General features: G+C 64.6%; 1 protein-coding gene. It reads right to left on the bottom strand.

Annotated elements, in window-relative coordinates:
- Positions 1 to 709 (bottom strand): fimbria/pilus outer membrane usher protein (locus ACU8YC_RS25260; protein ID WP_446895998.1); only part of this gene is annotated, 709 nt, incomplete at both ends.

Below are 709 nucleotides of genomic sequence, written 5' to 3'. Positions count from 1 at the left end.
CCGGCGACCCCCATGCGGGCAGAAAGCCAGCGAAAGCCGCGCCCGTAGCTGAGAGAGGCCAGGGCCCCGCGCAGGTTGCGGGCACCGCTCTCCTTATCCACCACCCCCGCCGAGAGGCTGTATTCCTGCTGGCCCGGGTTAATCTGACCGGCGAGGCGGGCCACCGGAATACGCTCCCGGGTTTCGCGCCCCTGTTCATCCGTCAGTACCAGAATGACGTCATTACTGCCCAGCAGGCTGACATCCCGTATTTCAAACGGACCGGCCGGCACCAGTTCGGTATAAATGGTGCGCCCCCCCTGGATCAGGGTGACCCGTGAAGGGGTGACTGCCACCCCGCTGAACACCGGGCTGTACCCCACCGCAGACTGGTTAATGCTGTTGTTACTCTGCAGGGTGGCCCCCAGCATGCCGCTGCTGCCCAGCAGGCCATCCCCCACCGAGGTCCGGCCGATAATCAGGTCGGCCTGCAGGGATGTCAGAACCCGTGAGGCGGTGGCCACATTGATATCCTGTGTCGCCTGCGTGAACGAGCCCGCCCCGTCGAGGATCCACTTCCCGAGATTCGCCTTCAGACTGGTCACCCCGGCCACCGAACTGCCGGCACGACTGTGGCTGGCGTTGGCGGTGTAATTCACACGCAGGGCGCTGTGCCCGTACTCCCATTCCGTCGTCAGGGGCTTCTTCTGCAGCCCTTTCTGGGGAATGT

This window comes from Citrobacter sp. VF227, assembly GCF_052950715.1.
Note: the sequence above shows the minus strand (reverse complement) of the source record. Positions and strands in the feature narration are given on the sequence as shown.